13 protein-coding genes and 1 pseudogene are annotated in these 16,451 nt (G+C 44.2%); 6 read left to right on the top strand and 8 right to left on the bottom strand.

Annotation, left to right across the window (positions count from 1 at the left end; genetic code table 11):
* Positions 1-16 precede the first annotated feature (16 nt).
* Positions 17-1,147 carry a M24 family metallopeptidase gene (locus L7D49_RS10080; protein WP_238080708.1) on the top strand — a complete coding sequence of 377 codons (1,131 nt, stop codon included), beginning with the start codon at positions 17-19 and terminating at the stop codon, positions 1,145-1,147.
* 798 nt (positions 1,148-1,945) lie between these two features.
* Entirely contained in the window at positions 1,946-2,479 is a 534-nt protein-coding gene (locus L7D49_RS10085; RefSeq protein WP_238080709.1) for a hypothetical protein, read from the top strand.
* 76 nt (positions 2,480-2,555) lie between these two features.
* Here the strand turns inward: L7D49_RS10085 and L7D49_RS10090 are convergent, their stop codons facing one another.
* Both L7D49_RS10090 and L7D49_RS10095 read right to left on the bottom strand, forming a co-directional pair.
* On the bottom strand, positions 2,556-3,962 hold the full coding sequence (locus tag L7D49_RS10090) for a tetratricopeptide repeat-containing diguanylate cyclase (RefSeq protein ID WP_238080710.1): 1,407 nt from the start codon (positions 3,960-3,962) through the stop codon (positions 2,556-2,558).
* A 171-nt stretch (positions 3,963-4,133) separates the two neighbouring features.
* Positions 4,134-5,642, bottom strand: coding sequence for a DUF5050 domain-containing protein (locus L7D49_RS10095; protein ID WP_238080711.1), 1,509 nt, complete (start codon positions 5,640-5,642; stop codon positions 4,134-4,136).
* 192 nt (positions 5,643-5,834) lie between these two features.
* Between L7D49_RS10095 and L7D49_RS10100 the strand changes: the two genes are divergently transcribed.
* The 3 genes from L7D49_RS10100 to L7D49_RS10110 all read left to right on the top strand — a co-directional run bounded on the left by L7D49_RS10100 (position 5,835) and on the right by L7D49_RS10110 (position 11,055).
* Complete coding sequence (locus L7D49_RS10100) at positions 5,835-7,649, top strand: outer membrane protein assembly factor BamB family protein (RefSeq protein WP_238080712.1); 1,815 nt, start codon at positions 5,835-5,837, stop codon at positions 7,647-7,649.
* 191 nt (positions 7,650-7,840) lie between these two features.
* On the top strand, positions 7,841-9,514 hold the full coding sequence (locus L7D49_RS10105) for a hypothetical protein (RefSeq protein ID WP_238080713.1): 1,674 nt from the start codon (positions 7,841-7,843) through the stop codon (positions 9,512-9,514).
* 5 nt (positions 9,515-9,519) lie between these two features.
* Positions 9,520-11,055 (top strand): hypothetical protein, encoded by a 1,536-nt coding sequence (locus tag L7D49_RS10110; protein WP_238080714.1) that lies wholly within the window; start codon positions 9,520-9,522, stop codon positions 11,053-11,055.
* Between the two features lie 723 nt (positions 11,056-11,778).
* Here the strand turns inward: L7D49_RS10110 and L7D49_RS10115 are convergent.
* The 4 genes and pseudogenes from L7D49_RS10115 to L7D49_RS10125 form a co-directional block, all read right to left on the bottom strand.
* Positions 11,779-12,042 (bottom strand): hypothetical protein, encoded by a 264-nt coding sequence (locus tag L7D49_RS10115; RefSeq protein ID WP_238080715.1) that lies wholly within the window; start codon positions 12,040-12,042, stop codon positions 11,779-11,781.
* Between the two features lie 213 nt (positions 12,043-12,255).
* A pseudogene (locus tag L7D49_RS20435) lies at positions 12,256-12,351 on the bottom strand (hypothetical protein); the annotation flags it as partial.
* A complete protein-coding gene (locus L7D49_RS10120; RefSeq protein WP_238080716.1) occupies positions 12,314-12,772 on the bottom strand; it encodes an S-layer homology domain-containing protein in 459 nt (152 codons plus the stop codon). The pseudogene L7D49_RS20435 and the gene L7D49_RS10120, both read right to left, overlap by 38 nt.
* A gap of 41 nt (positions 12,773-12,813) precedes the next feature.
* Entirely contained in the window at positions 12,814-14,058 is a 1,245-nt protein-coding gene (locus L7D49_RS10125; RefSeq protein ID WP_238080717.1) for a CAP domain-containing protein, read from the bottom strand.
* A 310-nt stretch (positions 14,059-14,368) separates the two neighbouring features.
* Between L7D49_RS10125 and L7D49_RS10130 the strand changes: the two genes are divergently transcribed.
* The gene (locus L7D49_RS10130; protein WP_238080718.1) at positions 14,369-14,851 is read left to right on the top strand and encodes a VanZ family protein; all 483 of its coding nucleotides are present in this window, start codon (positions 14,369-14,371) and stop codon (positions 14,849-14,851) included.
* Positions 14,852-14,890: 39 nt separating this feature from the next.
* On the opposite strand, the gene L7D49_RS10135 is transcribed toward L7D49_RS10130, so the two are convergent.
* Both L7D49_RS10135 and L7D49_RS10140 read right to left on the bottom strand, forming a co-directional pair.
* Positions 14,891-15,616: a hypothetical protein gene (locus tag L7D49_RS10135; protein ID WP_238080719.1), complete on the bottom strand. Its 726-nt coding sequence runs from the start codon at positions 15,614-15,616 to the stop codon at positions 14,891-14,893.
* A gap of 61 nt (positions 15,617-15,677) precedes the next feature.
* The gene (locus L7D49_RS10140) at positions 15,678-16,448 is read right to left on the bottom strand and encodes a hypothetical protein (RefSeq protein WP_238080720.1); all 771 of its coding nucleotides are present in this window, start codon (positions 16,446-16,448) and stop codon (positions 15,678-15,680) included.
* Between the last annotated feature and the right edge of the window lie 3 nt (positions 16,449-16,451).

Here is a 16,451-nt window from a genome sequence, read left to right on the forward strand (position 1 = left end):
CAGAAAGGAAGATTTGATGTTTAACAATAGAGTACAGAAACTTAGAAATGACTTTCCCAAATTAGGAATCGATGCAGCGATTATCATGAATTTCGAAAACCAATTTTACTTTTCCGGACTGAAGGCAATAACCTACTCTCGCCCCATTGTGCTTGGTATGGACCAGAGGGAAACGTATCTGGTCATCCCCTCTCTAGAAGAAGAACATGCCAAGGATAAAACAGCTATTGAAAACCTATATGTATATCATGAAACAAAACTAGCATCAGTCGAAGGGGAATCTTACTTGGATTACTTCGTAAAACTGATCGCACATTTCCCGCAACACTGCCACGTCGGTGTAGAGTATTCGTCCTGTCCGGTAATACTCAGGAACATCTTGGCTGATAACGGCTTTACGTTAGTAAATGTAGATAGGCACATTGCAGAAATGCGATTTACCAAAGACGATGAAGAACTAAAGCTAATTCGAGAAGCAGGCCGGCTAGTAAGCTTAGCCTTAAAAAACTCCTTAGAGAATGCAAAGGAAGGAATAACAGAAATCGAACTGGACCAGTTCGGGAATACCGCTCTTTTTCAAGAGGTAGCAAGAAAACATCCTAATTCCACACTGGATTTTTTCGCAATGTCCCCTTCCGGCGTGAAACGGACGAACATGCCCCATGTATTTTCAAACACTAGGAAATTAGAGAAAAATGATATTGTGATTCACAGCAGACAAGTGGGATTCAATGGCTATCGGGCTGAATGCGAAAGGACATTTTTCCTCGGAGAGCCGACAAAAGACCAAAGAAACATATTTTCCATTGCTGTAAAAGCACAAGCGGAAGCCTTGAAGCAAATCAAAATCGGCATGCTGGCAAGCGAAGTAAATGAAATAGCACGCCAAATCATCGCAGATGCCGGCCTCGAAAAATATATGAATCATCGCACGGGCCACGGCATTGGAATTGGTTTACACGAAGAGCCTTCGCTTCGATTTGATAACCAATTAGTCTTGGAAAAGGGAATGGTCTTCTGCGTAGAACCTGGGATTTATGTACCTGGTGTAGGAGGATTCAGGCATTCTGATACGGTTATTCTTACAGAAGATGGGACTGAGTTGATTACGGAGTATCCTTGGGGGATTGAGGAGTTGCTATTTTAATTAACATAATAGCGGGAAGCCAATCTAATAGCGGCTTCCCGTTTCTTATGCAATTCGTAAGGGTTTACCTGAATCACGCCTTGATCCAACGTCAAGACCGTCAGCCATCGATTCGAATAAGTCTCTTCCAATTCCGATATAAATTTGACGCCTTCAATGTTCCCTATAGCTTACACATATCTTTCAAACACAACTTTGAATGATTCACTTATGTATTTTTGTTCCTTTCCACTCATCTGAGGGGGAGAGGGTAAAATTCGATTCGTCAATTTTCATCCTTCTCTCTTTATCACTCTAGACGGATTTCCAACCGCTGTTACTCGTTTGCTATTATTTTCAATCGCCGAAGTCCCCACTCCTACAGTCGCTCATCGACCAATTTGAACCACAGGAATAATAGACACACCTACCCCAATATGTGAACCTTCGCCATCCTAAACTCCACCATTAATAAAAGCTAGTCGTGAGATATGAACAAAATCTCCGACAAAACAATCATGCTCAACAACGCACCCCGTGTTCAAAATGACATGATCACCAATAATAAAATCTGCATTGATAATTACGTTCGGCATGACGACGGTCACTACAACCAAACGAGCATTTTATCATGAATTGATTACTGGGGGTAGTAGAAATAGAAAAAAGAGGAAAATTAGGCGTTTATTTTAATTAATACAGCAGGAAACAATATGCATTGCCGACAATAATTACGTTTGCCAACACTAGCTTTATTCACTAAAATTAGAAGGCATTTACATAGAAGAAATGCGTAAAACATACATAGGAGTGGTACAAATGAAGAAACTTATCAGTCTATCCTTGGTTGCTCTATTGCTCTTGCTTGGGGCTTGTAGCAGCACATCGAGCTCTTCGGAAAAAGAGATCAAATCCGCTTCAGGGGAAGAAAAAACACAGAAGACCGAAGCAACGGATGAAGCTGCAGATGACAATCAAAAGAAAGAATTGAATCAAGCCATCGCAGATACTGAGAATGTAAAGGTAACATTACTGAATGTAGAAAAAGTAGTGGACAAAGAATGGGACGAAGAAAAGTTTCTCGTAAACTTTGAAGTAGAAAATAAACGGGAAGATACGATTGAAGTCCAAGCTCGGGAAGTATCCGCTGATGGAAAAATGGTAGATGACTCGATGCTGAACATGAGCACAGAAGTGTCGGGTGGCAAGAAGGCTGACGCAGTTCTTACGATCCAGAACTACGATGGCGACCTGCCTGCGCTTGAGGAAAATCTTGAAATGATCCTTTATATTTTCTCTTGGGAAGACGATAATTTCGAAGAAAAACATCAAGTTACAATTGATTTGAAGTAAGAGGCAAAAGCATCCCAGCCACTGGCGGGATGCTTTTTTTAAGTTGAACTGTTTAGTCGTATGGAGAAATTCTATTTCACACCAAACAAATCCGGTTCTTCCCTTCCTGCTTTGCCTGATACAGTGCCTGGTCTGCGAGATGGAACAATTCATCGAATGTTGAAATATGGCCGTGCTGATTATCTGCGATTCCGATGCTGCAGGTGATCGGGATGGACACGCCATCTGCCTTGATGTTCAGCTCTTGAATCGCTTTGATTAATTGCTGCGCCTTTCGATGGCCGTCCTCTACTAGCATATGGCGCAAAAAGATGACGAACTCGTCGCCGCCAAAACGTGCCATTAAGTCTGAATTCCGCAGTTGTTGCCGGCAGGCCCTTCCCATTTCTTTAATGACGTTATCCCCGAAGAGGTGACCATATGTGTCGTTCATCGTCTTGAGATTGTCGAGATCGAGCGCAATGCAGACAATGCTTTCCTTTGTCTGGACCGCATTTTGCAGCCATTCGTTCGCAGTCACTTCCATATAGCGGCGATTGTACAGGCCAGTCAAATAATCGAGGTGGACCTTTTTCTCCATTTCTGCCAGGCTGTGCTTCACTTCCATCCGGGCCACCGTCAATGCGATTTCATGCTCGCGAATGTCCTGCAGCAGCTCGATATATTCCTGCTGCACCTTGTAACCGAGCTCCATGTCTCCGGTCAGCTTGCACAGTTCCATCCTCTTGTTCTGGATGTTCTTCAGTAATTTCGTATCACTGATTTCTTCCGCCACTTCCTTTGACTTATTCAACGCATGAAGGGCTTCGAGGTATTCTTCCTTCGCCATCCAGTACCGGCCGTACAGGTCAAATGTTTGCGCCTTTTCCCGCGGGAAGGAATCGAGCAACGGGCTGTTCACCATCTCCTCTACCATTCGGCCCGCTTCATCCAATTGGTTCAGTCCGATGTGTGCGTTCACAACATTCAATTTCACTCGGTATTCCAGTATGGGCGTTACCGGTTCATGCTTTTTGGCTGCTTCCCACCCGTGGAGTGCCTGTTCTAATGCGGATGCATAATCGCCTTCTGATGCATACACCGAACTGTAATTACTGTAAGCATTACTGACAATATTGTAATGGCCCAGCTCGATTCCTAATGAAATGACCTTTTCCAGTGTATCCTTCGCTTTACCATATTCTTTGTTATGCTCGTACAATAAAAACAAGATATTAAATCCATTTAAATGGTCATTTCTATCTCCATGATCCGCGACATATTCCAAATAGAGATCGATGACATGGAAAGCTTCCGAAATGTCACCCAGGCAATAATAAGAGGCGGCCAGGATGATATAAGCTGTTAAGACAGATTTGTGATCCTCCCATGCGAGCCCTTGCTCAAGAAGTTCATTGCTACATTCAATTGCTTCTTTATATTTTCCTTCCACCCGTAGTTGGGATGCTTTTTGTTGTAAGCTCCTCAATTCTTCTTTCTCCATGGATCTGCACCTCACATGTAGTAGTAAAAACGGACTATAAAAGATGAACTATATTATTACTATAGTATCATATCATTCTTGATAGTGAAACTATTATCCATTGGTATTTTCATTATAAAGGAAATTAGAAAGGACTTCATCCAATTATCTAGATGAAGTCCTTTCTAATTATTAATACTTAGGTGGGACGACCATCAATCTCGTCCCTGTCATGTCCTCAAAATAATACGTATCGCCAATGAGCTTGAAAGTGATATCCACCTCGATATCCCCTTGCTCGACGTGGATCGTATCTTCGTCCACTGCCTTCACACGGTATCCTGCATACCCGCCGTACGGCTGTCCACGTTTTTCGAAATTCACTCCGTAGGCCGCCAGTTTTTTCATGTCGTTTTCATCTACGGTAATGCTGCGAAGCAGTTCTGCGTCCAAGTTGATCATCGCATACAGCAACGTCTTAGTCGCCCCGAGGATATGGCCATTGTCGAAGTAATTATCGCCGCCCGTTAAGCGGGTGGATTCCTCTTCCTCCATCTCCGCGATAGTAAATGAATCGCGTCTTGCTAGCAATTCGTCATAGATGCTATAGAGCTGGGCGTGGAAATCATCATCTGCAAGGTCATCCCAAGCGACATCGGACTCCGGTTCGTCAATGTCTTCATAATCAATCCCATACAAATCAAATTGATCGCCATTGAGCAACAAATAGTTAACTCCTGTTGAATGCGGGCTGATAAAAGCCGCCTTGGCCTCAACTGCCGTGATGGGCATGCCGTCGAGTGTTTTCGATCCTATCGTTATGTATACACCTTGCGGTTGCTGCAAAATCATCCGGTTGTCATAGATAACGAAGTTTACAACTGGATCTTCCAGCAAATGAAGTTTTTTCGTTCCGTCCAGCTTCCGTTTAAACAGTCGTTCGTTCTCAATAAAATATACCCAGTCCCCGACGATTTGATAGGAAGATAGCTCGCTCACTTCCATAACAGTTGCTAGCCCTCCCGTTTCCACATCGATTGTATGCAGGAAGGTAACATAGGATGACCCTTTCAGCTGCGTTGTTGTAAAGTAGAGCTGTCCATCGCGAATATAAATGTCATTGATGATCCCCTCTGCTGGATCATCAAAAAGCGTCGTTAGTTTCCCGCCATTGCTGTCCATGCGCATGAGCACATCTGCAGAGGCATTGTCTGCCAATCTTTCTTTGCTGATGAAATACAGATGGTCTTGATACGCCAGGTATGTCATGATTAAATGCTCTTTTCCATCCTCAATCCGCAATTCCTGCTTATCCCGCCCGTTGCGCTTCACTTTCCAAAGCGCATTGCCTTTCATGTAATACACCCAATCGCCATCTACCGTCAATGAAGTGATTTTCGATTCGCCATCGGTCACTTCGTCGAGCAAATAATTCTTGCCGCCTTCCTCTTTGCTGTCACTAAACAGCATAGCCTGATTTGTATTGAACAGCCGCGATTCGCTTTCCCAAACTAAGCGTGCCGGCAGGACTGTCCCTTCCGTGTATAAGTCTGCCTCATTCGTCATGTCCCTGCTTTCGGTGACTGCCGCTTCTACTTTCTCAACGGATGGCTTCGTTGCTATTTCCTTCTCTGCTGTTTCTTTCGCACAACCGCCGACTAACAGTGCGATTGCGATGATCCCTGCGATCCTTCCTTTCAAGTGGTGTGCCTCCTTCGTATTTTTATATGCTAATTATACTGTCGCTTCATTTGAAATCTAAGTGACTATTTGACTATAAACAAGATAAAAATATAGAACTAACTGTTTAATAATAGTGAAATCAACAGAGGATTCCTCCCTATAAATCATGGTACAGTATGTACGTATTTTTATTCATAAGGAGGAGGTCCCTTGAAATTAAGAAGATTCCTGGTTTTATTGCTCATTCCTTTTTTATTCACATCTGTAACCGCGAAAGCGCAAAAAGCGCCTTTCAAAGATGTTCCCGCATCCCACTGGGCTTCCGACGCCATTATGTGGGCCCATGCGAACGGGCTTGTGAAGGGATATGCGGATGGCTCATACAAGCCGAATTCTAAATTGACAGAAGCGCAGCTAGTCGCGATTACCTTCCGCTATTTTTTGAATGATGAAGTGTCGGCCGTTGCCAATCAAAAGCATTGGTCAGATTCTTACTATGCCGCAGCGAAACAATATGGGCTGCCGCTTAAAGGATATCAAACCCTTCAAAAGCGGAACGAACCCGCCACTCGCGGTCTGTACGCGGAGATATTGGGAAAACTCAATGGCGTGGAAGGCAATCTTGCGGATATCGTGGACTGGATGTATGAACAGGGCATCACGACAGGACGTACTGGCACAGGTTCAAAACTTGACCAATACGATCCGAATGGTACGATCACGCGTGCCCATGCAGCCGCCTTCTTCCAGCGCCTGTCGAATCTCGGCATCTCAAAACCTGCAGACTCGGCTGAAAAGGACGAAGTAGCAACAGATTCTAAACCGCTCAACGTGCCTCCGTTCAGATCAGGCACCGGGCTTGCGAACGGCTTTGACACGACAGCAGTTCAACCAACCGCTACTGCCTGGAATCGTTTGTCCCGATTCAGCGGGCCGGCGAAATTCAAGGAAGCGTGGCATATTTCCTTCGACTATGACCGGGCACCTGGCTCACTTTTCACTTTGACCCACTCGCCTGTCATCGGCAGGGATGGCACGCTGTATGTGCAAGAAGGATTTTTATACGACCCGAGCGAGGCTGGCAAGCTGTACGCCATTGATCCGAACGGAAAACTGCTATGGGAGCGCACGATCGGATCAGGAAAAGCTTCCCCAGTTATCGGGAAAGACGGAACGATTTACGCGTATGGAGACGTGTCTCTATTCGCATTCTCTCCGAGCGGAAAAATGAAATGGGAAAAGAAATTAGGCGTGAATGGATCGCTCACGCTGGATAGCGAAGGACGTGTCATCGCCACCTACACGCCATTTGTCGGAGAAGGACTGAAGGTTGCAGCTATCCAGCCTGACGGAAAAGAAGCATGGAGCCGCGCGATCGACGAAGACTCACGATCCGCTGCCAGCCGTTATCCGGTTGTCGCCGAAAACGGAACAATCTATATGCTGGGACGCACCGGCAATCTGTTTACCCTTGCGCCAAATGGCACAACGAAATGGGTAACTCAAACAAAAGCATATGACGGCACCTTATCACTTGGCCCGGACGGTACGGTTTACATCGCAGCGACCTATTTCGCACTCGAAGCAGATGATCACATCTCAAACGGTGGTATCGTGGCTATTACTCCGGACGGCAAGGAGAAGTGGCGCAGCGATGCAGTCGAACCAACCACCTTGTCATCTATCATTGCCTGCCCGAATGGACTGCTGTATGTCGCTGGACATAACAAAATTGCAGCTCTTAATCCAAATGGGCAAACTGCTTGGACATATGAAAATACAGACGACTTCGGCCAAGCCGCTCTCACGGTTGATGCAAACGGCACTTTGTACAGCATCTGGAAACTGTACAATTCCGCTGATACGATTATTACCTTTACAGGCGACGGCCACATGTTGCAGAAATACACACTTCCGAATGTGGATGAGGAAGCTGACAGTAACTTGTTGATTGGCCATGATCGGTCGGTTTATTTGGCTGTTTCACATGAGGCGTATAATCGACTTTATAAGCTTGGGGAGTAATTTGTATTTGGATTAATTGTTTAAAACCACTTGGTTGCTACGCTTGGCCAAGTGGTTTTCATTACTTCCAACTTCTCGATTTGGACAATTGGAAGAGACACCTAAGTCTGAATGCCTGTACAAATCACATTAACTTCATTTGTATGTATAATTGAAAAGAATAATAAAAATCAATCATTTAGGAGGACCAAATGTCCATTCAGAAATACATTAAAGAGCATATCGATCTCTTAGGAAATAGTACGTATACAGCACCCTCCATCCCAGACAAAAAACTAAACGGCGCTATCACTTCTTATGCACAAGACGTGAATTTGGAACACGTTGTTGCCCTCCAGGACACATCCATTCTTTCATCTGGAAAAGAAGGCTGCTTATTTCTGGGTGCTGCCGTTTATTTAAAGACCGCCTTTGAGAAGCCTCTCAAATTGGAATACGCCTCGATTGAGTCCGTTTCCTATTCGACTTTTGAAAAGGCAGGAAGCTTTGGGAAACTGAAGCGTGTTGAACAAGTGGAAGCGATCATGAAGGATGGCACTACGCACGACTTAACATCCCTTTTACTGAATGTTAACTTGCAAGGCTTTGCGGAATTGATCAACGGCATATTGGCAGTGGCGGAAAACGGCAAAGACTTTGTGAATACATCACAAATCACCCCTCTTTCCGAGATGACCGAGGAGATTAAGGTGAATTACATTAAACTTGTCGCAAACTTTGCCTATTCTGATGATCAAACCATCGATGTCTATGAATACACCGAAATCATCTCCCTTCTTTCCCGGATTGAACTCAGTTCATCGAGGCGGCTGGAAATCAGAAGTTATTTGAGTCATGTGGAAAATATGTTATCTACCGAAGAATTGCTTACTGCACTACAAGATACTGTTGAAGAAGGCAGCTTCGAGATTTTAAGCAAGTCTTTATTTAAAGATATCCTCTACATATTTGGAACACAGCATAACATCCAGGAGTGGACCCAAAACTCGTTTTTAACTGAGCTAGCCCGTTCACTCTGTATTACCACTGAGGAAATCGAATTGATTATCGCCGCCATCAAAAATGATGAGGATATCCTGAAGCATCGTAAAAATGATTCCCAAATTAAAAAGTCGATGAAGGACCTGTCCGCTAAAGCTGTGGCCGTAGGATTGCCGATGGCGGCTATCTACTTTTCCGGATCCGTTGTCGGATTAAGTGCGGCGGGCATCACGTCAGGCCTTGCGGCTATGGGGATGGGAGGGCTTCTTGGATTCTCTAGCATGTTCACTGGGATCGGGACACTCGTCATATTAGGCGTCGGCACCTATCACGGATTAAAGAAAGTGAGCGGCATCAGTGATTTAGAGAACAATAAACAGCGGGAATTCATGTTACAGGCCATCATCCGCAATTCGCAAAAGTCCCTCTCCTATTTAATCGAGGACATTAATGCGATCACACAGCAATTAATGGTGGAAATGAAAAAAAGCAATGAGAATTCCGAGAAGATCCAGCAGTTGTCCAAAATGCTCGACATGTTAAGCAGAGGGGCTCAAATGAGTGCGGAAAAGCAAAATACATCTCAAATCGAACAGGTAATTACAAAATTGCCTCCAAAATTAGATATGGACCGGCTCATGGGCTTAACGAACAAACCGACACTCGAGAAAGTCCGCCAATTCATACTGTCCTGTTACGAAGCGTTACCTGTTGTCCAAGGCAATGAACAATCTACAATAAAACCTGAATTCACTTTACGTGAAGGGCTTACACTCTCTGAAGTGGAAAGCCTCCACAATTGCTTTACAGAAATCGAATACAATAAAGTAACACAGGCTGTTTTTGCAAGCGCTACGACAAAAGCGAAAAACTTATTTAGGTGATGCGGATGAAAAACAATCATTTGTCTTCGAAAGCAATTGATGAGAGTGCAAAAGTGCTGCTCGTTCAGAAACATATGGCGGATCAGGCTGGGCAAGTGATCGGACATGTCCAAGATGATCTACAACAGCTCAGTGAACTGCAAGACGCGCAAAGTGACGCCTTAGACGATCTATTAAGACGAGCCGGGCAACTAGCCAATGACCAGTTGATTGAACCCGTAGCAACTCCTAAATTCGCTGAATTGAATTGGCACAACTATGAACGATTAGATACTGTAGAAACTTCAGATCATGAGGCATGGAAAGACTTCCTCGCGAAGATGGAAGGCTTTGGGTCTGCTCGTGGAATCGATACACGACAAGATCCGTTCGATCAGTTATTAAGCACAAAGGAAAAAGCTGAACTCACCCGCCAAATCAGGGAAGATTACAAAATGGCTTCCCCTAATTGTGATAAATACGACTATATCATCGCCGCTTCTTGTGGGGCAGTCGCCGGTTTGATTGACAGCATTTTCGTAGGCATACCAGGCGACAGTAAATTAGGAAAATGGACCGATCAGCAAGTGGACAACGTCGTAGTGAAGTTTGCCAAAACCGTCTGGCGTTCAGATAAAAACGGCGGTGCGCAGCTTCGGACGGAACCTGAAAATATAGCCCAAGCCATCGGATACTTAGAACGCAGATTCAAAGTGAACTACGATGCTCGCTATGCAGCGGACTTACATATGGGGAATGCAACGCTAAACATGCGGCCGAGCGACCACCATCTAAAATCGTTAGGCCACTCGCCAGACATCATTGGCCTCTTTTTCTCCATCCTGGACCAGTTCACTGGAAAGGCCAGCTTCATAGCAGACGGCCGTATCATTCGCCTTCAGCCAATCGAAGGATCAGATACATTTGAACTGAGGGGCGGAAACTTTATCGCCAAGCTGTACTGCGGGTTTGCCAACTGGCTGGGCCACCTCATGTCTGACATTGCAGGCTCCAGCGGCACGAGAGGACATATGGACGGAAGGCGGGGTGCCGGCATTCCAATTCCCTTCTACTCCCTGTTCCAATTATGCGATTTTGGCTCTATCCAAGTAAACGGCCAAAGTAAAACATTTGCGGAGTTTTCAACCGCAGTTTTCGAATCGGGCTACGATGCCCGTTTCGGAATCACCATGGCGATTCCCGTCATTTTCAACGAATTAGCCATTCGCCTAGCATGGGCACTGAAAAGCAAGTTCTATCACAAAAGAAGCTGGAAAGAGTCCATACCGATTGGCAGCAAACCCGAACTGAGACGAATGCTCCTCGTCGGACACGGCACTCTTTGCCTGCTGGATGGTACTGATGCTGGCTTACGCTCGGGAGGAAACCCTCTTCTGTTCGCCACTCGGCTCAATATGGTTGCCTGGTCGAGGTTAGCATTTAGCGGACTTCTTGAAGTGCGCAGTCTGTATAAGGAGAAAGGGATTGATTTGCAGGCGCTTGAGAGGGATGTGGAGAAGGAGTGGGAGCGGTTGTTTGGGGGGAATAGAGAATTACAATAATATCATTTTAAGTGAGAACCCACTTGGCTATTAATAATGACTAGTCAAGTGGGTTCTTCTAAATTTCATTTCCCATTCTATTCGGTCTTTGAATCGTTTACTCTATCCGTTTCTATTATGACACTGGTCTTCATTCTTCCACCTAAGGGCGAACGGAAGTAGCTTCCGTTCGGTCACCTTTTGACCTTCATCCGTTCCATCTGCGGAATCACTCTTCACCTCTTCCCACAAGGAAGGAATATAGGTTTATTAAAGTCGTGTCCTACTATGGTAAAGACATATTATGAGAAAATACGTGTTCGCTATAGCAATCTTGGCTCTCCTCTTTTTTTCATCTGGTCAAACGTATGTGCAGCAAACCATTTTGCCTACTTTGAAACAACGGCTTATGAACAAACCACTATGAGACCATATAAAAAAGTGCAAGCATGCTACTATTAGCCATGCCTGCACTTTTTATGTTTCTGTTTGCTCATCAATCTATCTTTACTTACCGCTTACCCCTCCTTCACCATCTACAGGTTTCACACACGGTACATATTTCGTAGAGGGTGAAGGAGTAAGCCCAGATTACACTTGATAATGCGCACATGCGAGACTGACATGTGCGAAGTTACCGGTCTCAACATGACGTTTCCAATCTTATCAATCCTAGTCGCATTTTCCGCAAAAGCTGTTCTCCCGGTAGTTGTAAATACAGACATGACCAAAGTATAGTACAACTTATTTAAGGTGATCTTCTCCGATCATCACCGAGGAAGTTCTAAATTGGATAAATAGGAAATATGATTTTCCATTCGTTCCTTTGAATTTCATAACTTCTCCTGTCTTTGCTGCCTGATCTATCATTTCGGCAACTCTTTCTTTAGACACACCGGATGCTTTGCTTGTTTGTGTAAGCATCGAGTTGTACGACATCTCAGATTCAGTCGAATATAAGCCCCAGAAAGAACCTCTAGGCATCGCATCTTTATACTTCTTCATCAACGCTTGTGCCGCCTCATAGGTTTGACCTTTCGGATTAGGAAGCTCAAACATAGGAAACTTAATGATGTAAGCGTTCGAATATAATGGGTTCTTTGCGTATTCATTAGCCTCTGGATTCTTTGCTAAGTAGTCTAGCGTGCGATACATGAAAGTCGTATAGTGAGCGCGAGTTAACGGCTCATCCGGTTTGAATGTATCGTCTGGATAACCATTTGCAATTCCGGCAGCTACAATCTTGGTAACTTCGTATTCGTAACGCCCCGTAACGTCTTTAAACCTTCTTCGAACCCGCCTTATACATGTCGTCAGGCAATAGGGCGCCTAATGCGATAGCCATTTCACCACGTGTCATATTGTCATTCGGACGAACCTTAAACGTGGAAGTCGTTCGTAGCCAGTCGCTTCCCAGTGCACGCATGATATCGTTGTAGTAAGGGTCGCTTTTATTTAAATCCTCCGCACGATACAAACGAACTGGTTTTTCTGGAAATGCACGTGAAAGTAATGTTGCCACATGCTTACGGGAAATTTTTTGGTTTGGTTTGAATGTCCCATCAGGATACCCACTAATAATCCCCTTGTTAGCCATCTCCATGATCTCTGTGTAGTTCGCGTGCGTTGCTTGAACATCATTAAATGTTTTCACTTTAGCCTCTGCAGAAATTGGAGCCATTATGGATGGCACTGCAAGTAGGACTATGAATACAACTGAGAGTAGCATTCTCTTCATTTTAAATCCTCCAATCAAACTACATAATAAAATGAGCTACATCACTTCATCTCCCCAGCAGGATCTGATTCTTTTCCAAACCAAACGTGTGCATAGTTCCCATGAATCCCGATACCCATAGTCGATAAATTGGACCAAGCCCCATCACCAATGATGACATTATTATGCCCAGGCGATCCCTGCCATGCTTTAAGGGCGATGGATGGGCTCATTTCTGCACTATAATAAACTGAAATTTCATAGCCATTTCCAGGATAACTCGTTAATTCTTTCGGCTTGTCCCACATGCGTTTCGCGTACTCATGATCCGGCGTATAACACACATCACTCCATTTCCCATTGCTGGACCAGCTGTGTAGATTACATTTCACTCCCCGGACATCCATATTTTTTTCTGGAGCGTATTGATTTGAATCGACTACATGAGTGCGCGCCACCGTGGTCAATGATTTGGAGATCGGTAAAGGCTTGAGACCTAGTGAGATACGATAGTCATTTATCAACTTAGCGAGTTCTTTTTCTTTCTCCGTCAACGTTGCTGCATCAATTGCATAGTTGTCTTTCATTTGTGACCCAGATGATACAGGTGCACCCCCAGTCGATTCAGGTTCCTTTGCATTTGAAGTATCTTGAGAGTTGGATGGTTTGGCTCCAGCGGGAAGTTTACTAGCAATCAATGCTTCTTCCGTAAGAATTTGATTCTTCACTTTTGAAAGATTCGACGCAATCTGCCCGGCTCTTCCTTTATTGGCAGTGAGACTATTGCGAGACTTGGTAATGGAATTTCGATTTTGTTCTACTTTCTTTTTAATCGCAGTGTATCGCTGGTTGATTCGTTCTCTTTCTTTTACAAGTGATTCCACTTTTGCTTGTACTTTTTTATAGTCTGTTTGCAGGGTAGCTAGTTCCCTTTGGTATTTTGCTTTTTGCTGTTTCGTTCCACTTGCTAACGCCTTGTTCTTTTTTCTATACTCTTTGATTTTCTGATTCAGTGAAGAGACTTGTTTTCTTTGCTCTGTCAATTTTGCTTGTATCGCGTCCAATTCTACACGCACTTTTTGCGCGTTTAGCGAAATTGTCTTGCTTTCACGCAGTAACGAATCGAGCTTGGATTGATCATGTTCTATTTGTTGGGACAATTTACGTTCCTCTGTCAGCAACTTTTGTTCTTCCTTCTTGTAGGTATCCAGAGTATTTGCCGCCACTGTCGTTGATGGCGCCAGAAGTCCAAGTGCTAGTAAGCTGAACACAAAAATGATTGCGGATCCTATTCTTCTTCGGTACATACTTCCCTCTCCTTTAAATAAATTTAGTTTACTAACACGATCCACGCCCGTTATCAATCAATTAAACGGGCACCTAACTCTTGTTCCGTGTAACAATATGTAAATCAATCCAAGTATCTATCCACTCTCAATATACCATGAAAATAGAACTAATTATATGAAAACGAATGGAAATGTATTAGGTCTTTTCAAACTAACTTTTTTGACTCCCAGGTTTCCAAATCCCAATGTATCTTGCCTACCTGTCACACTTCTCTATCAAGTTGTAACTGATTTTCAAAAATGTATCTAAATATGGTACAGTCAACTTATGAAAAAATACTTATTCGTTTTAGCAATCCTGTTACTCCTCTTTTTTTCATCCGGTCAATCGTATGAGCAGCAAACCATCGTTCCTACCTTAAAACAATGGCTCCCGAATAAACCGCTAGAAGGCTTACTGTCTCATTTACAAATACCGTATTGGGGCAGAATTGTCTCCGTGGAGGAGCGTGGCTATTATTACTTTGTCGAATTTCTAGTGAGAAAAGCAGCCCACTTCTTCACTTTCGGACTGCTAGCTATCAGTGTTTATTTCGCTCTCCCATCTTCTCGATTCCGGACTCTCTTTGCCCTTCTTGGCACAGTGTTTATTGCCATAGCGGATGAATTTCATCAGTCATTAACAGGCGGAAGAACCGCTTCCGGATATGATGTTCTTTTGGATGCAGCCGGTGCATTCACATGCCTGCTTGTTTTCCGGTTATCACAGGTTGTTCGATTCTTTATTCGCCCCCCCAAAAAACCGCGTTAACCCTAATCAGGGTCAACACGGTTTTCTCTGGCTTGTTATTTAGTCTAGTTTCAATTCATCTTTTATATCGACTTCAATAGTTGAATCCTTCTCTTCCTTCTCCTCTATTGAAGGCAAGATTTCTGCTTCTTCCTCCGGTCGAACGGAAGGAGCTTCTGTCTCTTCTGTGGATTCATTTTCTCGCTGCTGCGCCTCGTATTTCGCCTCTTCAGATGAATCGGTTTCTGTCCCTTCCGTTTCTGGCTCCGCTGTTTCTTCATCCGTGTCAGCTGGATTTCCTTGGCCTTCACCCGGTATTGGTGCTGGTGTTGGTGGTGTTGTTTTCGGTGTACACACGCCGCCGGATCCATTCAACTGTCCCATCGCTTGCACAAGGGCTGCGTCGAGATCAGCTGAAATTTCTGCTTTCTTTGTTGTTGTATCAATCTGTATATTCGCCATTAGACCGGCCGCGTAATCTTGAAGTTCCTGCACCCGCTTTGCTGTCTCTTCTTCTGTGTATCGAGCCAGTTCTTCCTCCGCTTTTTTCATCTCTTCCTGCAAGGCCGCTCTCAACTCTTCCATTAACAGCTCTTTTTCACTAGTGATTGCTTGTTCAAGCTGCTGAATGGATTCAGTCTTTTTCCCATGGAACCAGTTGGTCAGTAGACTCTGAATATCCTGATTGGCCCATACTTTATTCATTCCGCTCCCGAGGGCCACGGTGACAAGGAGGACAGCTGATAATAGAAGTACTCTTTTCAGGGTTTCGTTAGTCTTTTTCATTTTCCTCTTTCCTTTCATACCCAAGAAGGACCCTCTTCATAGAAGGTCCCTCGTTTGGTGATTACTTGTTCATTCCGTTGACTAATGCATCTAATTGAGCTTGGGCTTCAAGTAGAAGCATTTTGCCATTCATCGTAATTATTTTGTCTTGCTCCATCACTAACTTATTGTTCAAGGCCGTTACTTTGCCTCGAAGCTCCACAATCTTCGCATCAATCATTGCTTTAATTTCTTCGATTGTTAGGTCCGTTTCCTTATCCAATTTCGCTTGAAGATCCTCCTTGGCCCATCTAATTGTGTCTTCCAAATCCTTTAGCGCAGCTGCCGTCGTTGCTTTAATATCTGCTTCCATCTTTTCACCTGCTGCTTTTCCTGCATCCCCCGCATGTTTCTTCAAATCACTTTCCGCGTATATCCAAGCATCTTTTCCAGACTGTTCAATTAATCCATTTGCAAATTGGGCAAGGCTATCAAACTGCCCGCTTAAATAAGTTTCAATATGTGCTTTCTGTTCCTTTATCGCATCAATATGTTTATCGCTTTGCTCTTTAACATTTTTCTTGGTGGTATCTCCAACAGACTCTCCTCTGCTATTAATCTTGGAGGTTGCTTCTGCTTTGAGACCATTATATTCTGCCGTCAAACCTTCAATTTTGCTATTACCATAGCTGCCTACTTCTTCTGTTATCTTGTTACTCGCCTTCCCAAACTGCGCATCATACCAAGCCTTTAGATTCGCTCCTGCGTCCGTTGCTCCAAGTACTGCTCCTCCGCCTGCTACAAGTCCGACTACCAATGTTCCTGCGATTACTTTTCCTTTTGCTTTTTTCAACAT

The sequence above is a fragment of the Sporosarcina cyprini genome (assembly GCF_022048975.1).
Classification (GTDB): Bacteria; Bacillota; Bacilli; order Bacillales_A; family Planococcaceae; genus Sporosarcina; species Sporosarcina cyprini.

What these genes read in the sequence shown, in the direction of transcription:
- L7D49_RS10080 (WP_238080708.1), top strand. Translation starts at nt 17, where the DNA reads ATGTTTAACAATAGAGTACAGAAACTTAGAAATGACTTTCCCAAATTA.
- L7D49_RS10085 (WP_238080709.1), top strand. Translation starts at nt 1,946, where the DNA reads ATGAAGAAACTTATCAGTCTATCCTTGGTTGCTCTATTGCTCTTGCTT.
- L7D49_RS10090 (WP_238080710.1), bottom strand. Translation starts at nt 3,962, where the DNA reads ATGGAGAAAGAAGAATTGAGGAGCTTACAACAAAAAGCATCCCAACTA.
- L7D49_RS10105 (WP_238080713.1), top strand. Translation starts at nt 7,841, where the DNA reads ATGTCCATTCAGAAATACATTAAAGAGCATATCGATCTCTTAGGAAAT.
- L7D49_RS10110 (WP_238080714.1), top strand. Translation starts at nt 9,520, where the DNA reads ATGAAAAACAATCATTTGTCTTCGAAAGCAATTGATGAGAGTGCAAAA.
- L7D49_RS10120 (WP_238080716.1), bottom strand. Translation starts at nt 12,772, where the DNA reads ATGAAGAGAATGCTACTCTCAGTTGTATTCATAGTCCTACTTGCAGTG.
- L7D49_RS10125 (WP_238080717.1), bottom strand. Translation starts at nt 14,058, where the DNA reads ATGTACCGAAGAAGAATAGGATCCGCAATCATTTTTGTGTTCAGCTTA.
- L7D49_RS10130 (WP_238080718.1), top strand. Translation starts at nt 14,369, where the DNA reads ATGAAAAAATACTTATTCGTTTTAGCAATCCTGTTACTCCTCTTTTTT.
- L7D49_RS10135 (WP_238080719.1), bottom strand. Translation starts at nt 15,616, where the DNA reads ATGAAAAAGACTAACGAAACCCTGAAAAGAGTACTTCTATTATCAGCT.